At 42.6% G+C, this 7069-nt stretch carries 7 protein-coding genes; 4 read left to right on the top strand and 3 right to left on the bottom strand.

What is annotated here, in order from left to right; genetic code table 11:
- The first annotated feature begins 201 nt into the window (after positions 1-201).
- Positions 202-1089, top strand: a complete 888-nt coding sequence (locus V1L65_RS15050) for a CAP domain-containing protein (protein WP_331700007.1) — start codon at positions 202-204, stop codon at positions 1087-1089.
- A gap of 132 nt (positions 1090-1221) precedes the next feature.
- Entirely contained in the window at positions 1222-2217 is a 996-nt protein-coding gene (locus tag V1L65_RS15055) for a 3D domain-containing protein (protein ID WP_331700008.1), read from the top strand.
- Here the strand turns inward: V1L65_RS15055 and V1L65_RS15060 are convergent.
- Together V1L65_RS15060 and V1L65_RS15065 are read right to left on the bottom strand one after the other, a co-directional pair.
- A complete protein-coding gene (locus V1L65_RS15060; protein ID WP_331700009.1) occupies positions 2207-2851 on the bottom strand; it encodes a polysaccharide deacetylase family protein in 645 nt (214 codons plus the stop codon). The genes V1L65_RS15055 and V1L65_RS15060 overlap by 11 nt on opposite strands.
- Positions 2852-3241: 390 nt before the next feature.
- The gene (locus V1L65_RS15065; protein ID WP_331700010.1) at positions 3242-4504 is read right to left on the bottom strand and encodes a methyl-accepting chemotaxis protein; all 1263 of its coding nucleotides are present in this window, start codon (positions 4502-4504) and stop codon (positions 3242-3244) included.
- A 255-nt stretch (positions 4505-4759) separates the two neighbouring features.
- Here V1L65_RS15065 and V1L65_RS15070 point away from each other — a divergent pair, with 255 nt between their 5' ends.
- On the top strand, positions 4760-5179 hold the full coding sequence (locus tag V1L65_RS15070) for an O-methyltransferase (protein WP_331700011.1): 420 nt from the start codon (positions 4760-4762) through the stop codon (positions 5177-5179).
- A gap of 40 nt (positions 5180-5219) precedes the next feature.
- On the opposite strand, the gene V1L65_RS15075 is transcribed toward V1L65_RS15070, so the two are convergent.
- Positions 5220-5423, bottom strand: a complete 204-nt coding sequence (locus V1L65_RS15075; RefSeq protein ID WP_331700012.1) for a hypothetical protein — start codon at positions 5421-5423, stop codon at positions 5220-5222.
- A gap of 150 nt (positions 5424-5573) precedes the next feature.
- Here V1L65_RS15075 and V1L65_RS15080 point away from each other — a divergent pair, with 150 nt between their 5' ends.
- Positions 5574-5798, top strand: a complete 225-nt coding sequence (locus V1L65_RS15080) for an alpha/beta-type small acid-soluble spore protein (protein WP_331700013.1) — start codon at positions 5574-5576, stop codon at positions 5796-5798.
- Positions 5799-7069: the final 1271 nt, after the last annotated feature.

Below are 7069 nucleotides of genomic sequence, written 5' to 3' on the forward strand. Positions count from 1 at the left end.
TCTGTAAACGTGCCTTTCTAAAGGACGGCGGAGCTGTTTATCCTTGGGTACAGATACTTGCTGTCTAACCCATATTGGAACGGCGCACCCGCCTTTTCTAATAAAAATGAGAAAAAATCAGAATGAGATGAGGATAATCTCATAATGAAGGAATGGCGCAGGTTTGCAGCTGTTTTTAGCGTCTTTGGTAATTATTGTGTCATGAAACGGCAAAAATCGCATGTTACCATAGGTTCAGTCGGGAGAAACAATACGAAGACGAACATGGGAGATGATAGCGTGGCAATGAAAAAAATAGGAAAAGCAATCGCTGTAACATTAGCAGCGGCTTACTTAAGCACAAGTTTTGTAGCACCCAAGCTGCACGCAGCACCTAAAATAGAAACAAAAACTGTGTTTAAAGCCTATCAAGTGCAGCTAGATGTTTTTCAAGTAATTGCACAGAAATATGGTATAGACCTTCAACAATTAAAATCGCTTGAGGAATTGCTGCAGCCGATATTGAATTGGCCAAACGTGACAAAGCCAACAGCACCGCCTGCAACACCGAAGCCAACAACACCACCGGCAACACAAAAACCGACGACACCGCCGGCAACACAAAAACCGACAACACCACCGGCAACGCAAAAACCGACGCCGCCGCCAGCGACACAAAAACCGACAACACCACCGGCGACAACAAATCCAACAACGCCGCCGGCAACGACAGCACCTGGCTATTCTGCAGTTCAGCAGCAAATTTTGCAGCTGGTCAACCAAGAGAGAGCTAAGGCTGGTTTGAACGCACTTGCGCTTGATAGCCTGCTGACGAAGGTAGCTACAGAAAAAGCAAGAGATATGTCAGCAAATAATTATTTCAGCCATACCTCACCTACTTATGGTTCACCATTTGATATGATGAGATCCTTTGGCGTGAAGTATTCCTATGCTGGAGAAAACATTGCGGCTGGACAGCGTTCTGCACAAGAGGTTATGAATGCTTGGATGAACAGCTCAGGACATAGAGCCAATATTTTGAATGCTAATTTTACTAAGATTGGCGTTGGTTACGTAAATAACCAATGGGTACAAATGTTTATCGGTTAAAAGAAACGTTGTCGTAAGCAATTGACACACCGTTTCTGCGAAATATAAGAGCCGTTTTGCGGCTCTTATATTTTAAAAAAGTAAAGGGGTTTTATTTTGAAGAAATTATCTGCAATTCTAATGGTAAGCTTGATGTCAATTCTGTTAATGGCTGGTACGGCTAGCGCAGCCCATACGCTATTGAAAGAGGATACATTTTGGAACCTGACTATGGTGCATAAGTGGCCCATGAGCGCAGCATCCTTATCGCTAAAAGCTGCAGAAATTTTAGATCAGGATAATGAATCGGACAAGCAGCAAACAGCTGCTGCCGGACTGCAGCAAGTAGAAGGAATTCAAGCGGCGGTTGCTGAGGATCCGATGCTTCAAAGCTTGAAGGACCATGCTGCCGCTGTAGAAAGCAGCAATACCGCTAAGTTGGCTGACGTCGGCAAGATCCAGCTGCTGTCAGCGCCAGTTACAGATGTGAAAGCTGATGAGGCAGAAGCTGCCCAGAAAGCACAAGCAGCAATTGCGGCTAAGGAAGCTGCTGAAAAAGCAGCAAAAGCTGAAAAAGCGGCAAAAGCAGCCAAGGCTGCAGCAGAGAAAAAAGCTGCGCAGTCCAAGCAGCAAAGCAATAAGGCTAAGGAAACCACAAAGAAAAAGGCAGCTGTTACTACAAGCTCTGCAGCTAAAGCAAAGGCGACTACTGTCAAGCAAAGCAAAAAGAAAACAACAAATGTAGGAAGCAGCAAGCCTGCAGCTGCTAAAACAAGTGCGTCAAAAAGTACATCCATAATTACTACACCAAGCGGGAAAACATATAACTTTAAAAAGCAGCTTAGCATGCAGGCTACTGCTTACACCGCCGCAGCCTCAGAAAACGGAAAATGGGGCGCTGTTGATTACTTCGGCAATAAGCTGAAGGTTGGAACTGTTGCAGTAGATCCCAAAGTAATCCCTTTAGGCACCAAGCTCTATATTACAGGCTACAAATATGCAGGACTGCCAAAAGGCGGAATGATCGCAGTAGCCAGTGATATGGGAGGAGCTATAAAAGGAAATCGTATTGATGTATTCGTGCCAGACTCAAGGAGCGAAGCGTTAGCATTTGGCATTCAACAGCTAAAGGTTTATGTTATCGAGTAGCGGACTGGTTAATTAATTCCGAAATTAATACGATTTGATACCCGTCTTGCTTAAGGGTATGAATTAACTCAGGCAAAGCCTCGATGGTTCCCATCAGGCTTTGTCCTGTTCCGCCTCCAGCGTGCTGAAGGATGATCGAGCCTGGACGGAGTGTTTTTTTTATATTTGACATGATCTGTTCACTCGTCGGATCATTTTTCCAATCCTCGGAATCTACATCCCAATTGACAATTACGAAGTTTTCCTTGGAGCTCCAGCTTAGTTGCTCAGGCAGCAGCTCGCCATATGGCGGTCTAATAAATCGTGGGGAATAGCCCACGATTTTTTCTATGATTTGATTCGTTTTTAAAATTTGATTGCGATACTGATCCAATGTCAGTTTTGAAAACTGACTGTGATTATAGGAATGGTTGCCGATTTCATGGCCTTCCTGTTTTATTCTTTCTACAAGTTCAGGGTTTTTCTCTGCGCGATGACCAACAACGAAAAAGGTAGCTTTTACTCCGCATTCCGCCAAAATATCTAATATTTGCGAGGTAAATCGTGGATCTGGAGCATCATCAAAGCTTAAGGCGACCTTCATCTCGTTTCTCGGGCCGTGCAAATAGTAGTGCCCCGGAAATTCGCTTTCCATGTCCCGCCAGGAACGAATTTTCTTTTTGCCTTGCGTTGAAACAGGAGTGTTATGCAGGGCATGTGCGTCTGTTATCGTTCCGAATGAAAATAAGAGGCAGCAAAATAGTAGTGCTGCAGTTAGCTTAAACCATTTTACAAGTTTTATTTTTTGCATCATATTCATCCTTTTAGCCTTTTAGTAAAATAGTGCAACTAATTCCTTAACATGCCCAAAATTGATCGGTTCATTCGGTTTGTGCATAAAAAAGACGAACTCTGAGAAGATCCAGAATTCGTCTTTTTTTTTAAATATAGGAAAGTATAAGTTTTCACTTTATACATGTTCCTATATTTCAGCGGTAAACGCGCCTGTCTAAAGGACGGCGGAGCCGTTTATCCTTGTATAAGTTTATTTCATTTTGAATACTTGAATGGTGCGCTGCAGTTGGGTGGACATTGTAAGCATTTGCTCGGTTTCCTGAACGACAGCCTGAACGGAATTAATCTGTTCATTCATGGAGGCGGAAACCTGCTCGGTGCCAGCAGCGGATTGCTGTGTAATCGCTGAAATATTCTGGATTGCATTGGATATTTGACGGGCGCTGTCCAGCATCGCGTCGCTCTCTTGTGCAAAGGCATGAATTTGCTCTGCAATAAATTGTACGCTGCTTACAATTTCGGTGAAGATAGCTTCAGATTGTTGAATATGTTCAGCCTGCATAGCGACAACCTCTTCATTGATCTTCATGCTGTTAATCGTCTGCTTAATGCCCTCGTCAATGCTTTTCACCAAGTTGAATACTTCCTTCGTAGAAGCGGTTGATTCTTCCGCGAGCTTGCGGACTTCCTGTGCTACTACGGCAAAGCCTCGCCCATGCTCACCGGCGCGGGCTGCTTCGATAGAGGCGTTAAGCGACAGCAAATTAGTCTGCTCCGCAATATCGGAAATCGTTTTTGTAATGGCGGTAATTCCTCTTGCGCTGTCTGCCAGCTCCTTGATCGTGCTTGCCACCTTATTCGTTGCTTCTAAATTGCGCTGCATGCCGTCAGACTGCACATCAAGCGCGTCTCTGCCTCTGTTGACGAGACTAATCGTCTGGGTTGATCGTTCATTCATTTGATGAGTCGCCTGGGCATAGGAGGCAACCTTCTCTTCGATTGCATTAATCGACTCGCTCATATCCGTAACATCTTCGGATATTTCATTGGCGCCTGTAGCCAGCTCATTGGCAGAAGCTGCCACCTGCTCCATGGCGCTTTTAATATTAATATTTTTATCAAAAATATTGCGGCTTGTTTCTGCAACGTGTCTTGTAATATTCGTCGTTTCTGTAAGAATGTCGCGCAGCTTGTCAACCATGCTGTTGAAGGAATTAACAAGCCCGCCTGCTTCAAAGGAGGATGATTCGATTTTTTGTGTAAAGTCGCCCTTGGAAATACGGTAAGCGGCATTGGAGATTTCGTCAAAAGAGCCCGTAATCGTTTTTTCGAAAAAGGACACGGCTGGAAACAATACAACTGCCGTGATAGCGGTTACAATTACGACAGGCAAAATAGATGCACCTGCAATTAACATGGCAACCGAGGTAAGTATGGCAAAGAACAACAATGTTATGTATGTAGCAACTAGGAGTTTATTACGAACTGATAACGAATAGTACCATTGACTCATAATCATGCTCTCCTTTTTTTAATATAGGGCTAGTATAACATTAGTGGAAAAAAAGGTCTATAATTGTCAGTCATATATTCCTGTTGTTTAAGTCTAATGAACTACACGAAAACGGAAAAATAGGTACAAAAGCGCAAATAACGATTCGGAAAATACTAATAAATATTTCGGTGTCGATTTAATTGGAAAGTGTTACCATGAAGGCGAAAGTAATTTTATGTCGATTAAGGTCGAGAAATTGGAGGAGGATGCAGAATGAACAAAGAAACGGACTCATCATTGACAAGACAGGTAGATTTTGTTTTTCGTCAATTGGAAAATGAACTGACAAATGCTGTAGCCGGTACCGTATTAATTCATGTTAGAAATAATGCTGTAGGTAAATTCGGGATTAGGCATCATCCCATTAATTGCAAGGATGGCCAGCTAAACGACGAGAAGGAGCAAGGCATGACGCCGCACCAGGTAAAGGCATTTCGTCAAATGGCTATCGATGCCTTGAAATATCGCAGAAACTGGACGCATGGAGAAATTTTATATGACTTCGCCGTTAGAAACAGTTCTAAAAAATCGTGGTCAGCAAGCGTGCTGTTTGAATCCAATTATAATATGTCTTACTGGAATTCGAATTTCAGTGCTAATTATCATGCCAGAAGGCGCGATATTTCAAATTAACATTAAGCTGCGGGCAGTATTAACAATTGTTTGTTTCAAGCTAATTACTCGGACCGTTTTGTTTATTCGCTTGTTCTGCCTTTCTGCGCAAACGGGCTTTTACAATAAAGCCAGCACCTGAGCTGAAAAGCGACAATAAGCCGAATAGAAGCACAAACCAGACGTTATAGCTGATCGAAATAGCAGTTAAACTCATAAATAACACTGTTATTACTGCGAATAGGAGTGATAATTTCTTTGACATTTAAGGAGTCTCCTTTACATAGAAAAAATGATAAAAAATTTGAAAAAAATAAATGCTATAATTCGAATACTATTTCGAATGTTGCACATAATAGGAGTGCAAGCTTGCAACACACACTAAAGTGCAGAACTCGAAGGGAGTAATTCCAAAATGGCAAACAATAATAACCGCAGCAGCAACCAACTAGTTGTACCACAAGCTTCCCAAGCTCTTAACCAAATGAAAATGGAAGCTGCTCAAGAGCAAGGCATCCAATTTTCAGCTGACGGCTACAATGGTAACCTTACAACTCGTGATGCAGGCCATATCGGTGGATACATCACAAGAAAGCTTGTTCAAATGGCTGAACAACAATTGTCCGGCGGTGCTCGTTAATAGCTAGTTATACACAATATTGAAAGCAAGGCCCAAGGATAAGCTCCTTGGGCTTTTTTAAACCGCAACCGCAACAAATACTTTGCAACAATGGCAAACTCTGTTTGCGGGTGAGCACTAACGCGCTGAAGCTAACATTTGTGTAACAATCGCTCATGCCCTAGGTTAACTTTTGTGTAAACGAGCACTCACGCGCTAAAGCTAACTTTGGTGGAATAAGGCCTTACAAGCTGAAGCTAAGTGCATTTCTTCAAGCCATTGAAAAACGTTGAAAAACACTAACGGAACTGAGGAGACTGTCGATACATTGTGGGCAACTATTGATAAGTAATGAGAAAGAGGAAACGGAGAGCAAGAATGGGAATGGAGAAGCGGCAGCGTCCGCCTTTGTAGGCTAATTTTTTCCTTTACAGGGGTTATTTATTTATGAAAATTAGACTACAACAGCGGTCGGAATCCCAATCTTGATCGCAGTGATACCCCTTTCTATTGCTTGTTGCAACTATCCACAATTAATCGACAGTCTCCTGAGACGCGCTATTGTACGGAAATCAGCTTATTCTAAAATCTAATGGAACTGAGAGACCTTATTTACTCAAAATCACTACCTAAACGGGGAAAAGATCACCTATAGCGCACCACAGTTCCGTTACAATTCTAAACAGATGGCATTACGACTTTTGCTGGGTTATTTAACTACTACAGCGAATCGACGGCTTCCCGCTTACTGCTTTTGGTCTGTTATCTGGACAATTAAGCTGCTGCGGAGCCTTTTCAACAGTCTGATTTCTTGTGCTTAGTTTTAAGAAATTTGGCGTTTTTGTGATTCTAAGGGGAAAAACTACATCTCGTTTGGCGCAATTTGCGAAATATAGAGTAATTCAGTAAAACTAGATGCATGTAATCCATTTAGAATCGTTTATTCATTAAAAAAGGAGAGTCTAGATGCACAAAATGTACTTAGTTGTACTTAGTCAGCTTCCACTTGCTCGCCCTCGTCCATTTATACTTTCAACAAGCTCTATTTCACCGGTAAATCGCCTTGTCCAAGACGCCGGAGCCGTGTGTCCTTGATTTCCTTTTTGATTTTAACACGATCTGTATGAACAAGAAAGGACGAAGTGATCGTTCCTTGATATCTACATCACAATAAAGTGATAAGTTCCCCCTAGCTAGCTGGTCAGTCGATCCGTTATTACGCCTAAAGCTACTGTTTTGAGGTGCCAAAGTGACAGACGTTCCGTTATTGAGCAATAAATAGGGGGAAAAGC

The sequence above is a fragment of the Paenibacillus sp. IITD108 genome (assembly GCF_036541265.1).
Classification (GTDB): domain Bacteria; phylum Bacillota; class Bacilli; order Paenibacillales; family Paenibacillaceae; genus Pristimantibacillus.

Excerpts from the sequence above, each read along its gene's own strand:
- V1L65_RS15050 (WP_331700007.1), top strand. The coding sequence starts at position 202 with ATGAAACGGCAAAAATCGCATGTTACCATAGGTTCAGTCGGGAGAAAC.
- V1L65_RS15055 (WP_331700008.1), top strand. The coding sequence starts at position 1,222 with ATGTCAATTCTGTTAATGGCTGGTACGGCTAGCGCAGCCCATACGCTA.
- V1L65_RS15060 (WP_331700009.1), bottom strand. The coding sequence starts at position 2,851 with ATGGAAAGCGAATTTCCGGGGCACTACTATTTGCACGGCCCGAGAAAC.
- V1L65_RS15065 (WP_331700010.1), bottom strand. The coding sequence starts at position 4,504 with ATGAGTCAATGGTACTATTCGTTATCAGTTCGTAATAAACTCCTAGTT.
- V1L65_RS15070 (WP_331700011.1), top strand. The coding sequence starts at position 4,760 with ATGAACAAAGAAACGGACTCATCATTGACAAGACAGGTAGATTTTGTT.
- V1L65_RS15075 (WP_331700012.1), bottom strand. The coding sequence starts at position 5,423 with ATGTCAAAGAAATTATCACTCCTATTCGCAGTAATAACAGTGTTATTT.
- V1L65_RS15080 (WP_331700013.1), top strand. The coding sequence starts at position 5,574 with ATGGCAAACAATAATAACCGCAGCAGCAACCAACTAGTTGTACCACAA.